The sequence below is a fragment of the Paenibacillus sp. P4_A7 genome (assembly GCF_056402455.1).
In genome coordinates, this window is the sequence record NZ_JBFUHJ010000826.1 from 1 (window position 1) to 1,013 (window position 1,013).

Below are 1,013 nucleotides of genomic sequence, written 5' to 3' on the forward strand. Positions count from 1 at the left end.
CACTAAATATATTCCAGAGCGGCACCCCTTGCATCGCCTTCGTCGCATCGAACCATGGCTTTTGCTGCATCTGCTCATAGATTTGATTAGATTGTTGAATCGTCCACGTTGCGGTCAAATGACCTCTGAAATCAAAGACTGCGACATTGGCTTCCGTTTCCAACAAAAAATCTCTTATATTAATCATCTTTTTTGTAAACGTTTTATATTTTTGAAAGGTGCCATAGTCCACTAGCCAGCTTTTATCCGGTGTTTGCAAAAATTCAATCATTTCTGGATCATTAATAATCAAATGCGAGGCTTGATACATTCGTTCAGCCGTCGTATTCACCCGATCGGCCAGCTTGGCTAGCGTCTCAGCGCTAGATTGATGAATTTCAGTCATTAAGAGGCGATTAGAGGATTCATAATACAGCGTAACTGCAATTAAGATAGGCATCATAATTAAGATGATGAAGGACAGTAAAAGCTTCGTTTGAATACGGGTCAAAAAAACCTTTAGAACCTTTAGCTTATGCATCATGCGTAATCTCCTCGATAGCAGATAAATGAGTAGCAACAGAGACAAGCGCCTTCGATTATAAGGCGCTCATAAACAATTATACTATTATATGATAGAGGGTTACGAATAAAGTGAAAAGGTTTTATTCTATTGTCTCTCTAGATCATTCTTTGATATTGGATATGTATTAGGCCGCACTTGAATTTTTGGTAATTTGAAACCATACTCCATGCACGTTTACCGTGATTCAAGTGTGGAAAAAGAAAAAGAACCGCATCAGCATGGAGCCATAACCCACTCCTCTCGCCGATCCGATTCCCTTGTCCGATTTAGGTTTTGAAATATGGAAAACCTTTAGAAATAATCTTGAAACTAGAAAACTATTAATAGAGCTCTACTTTTTGGATTCCACAGTACACGGTGAAGAGCTTTATTTATTTACTCCTGAAAATCCCCATCTTTAATTCATTTTAATCTCACGTTGTTCTTCATTCAGCTCGTAGAGTAATTG

Annotated in this window: 1 protein-coding gene; it reads right to left on the reverse strand. The window is 38.2% G+C overall.

Translation table 11 applies throughout. From position 1 onward, the window contains the following. Positions 1–523: hypothetical protein (locus AC1DWN_RS34295; RefSeq protein WP_477563273.1), on the reverse strand; the 523-nt coding region annotated here is incomplete at its 3' end. Between the last annotated feature and the right edge of the window lie 490 nt (positions 524–1,013).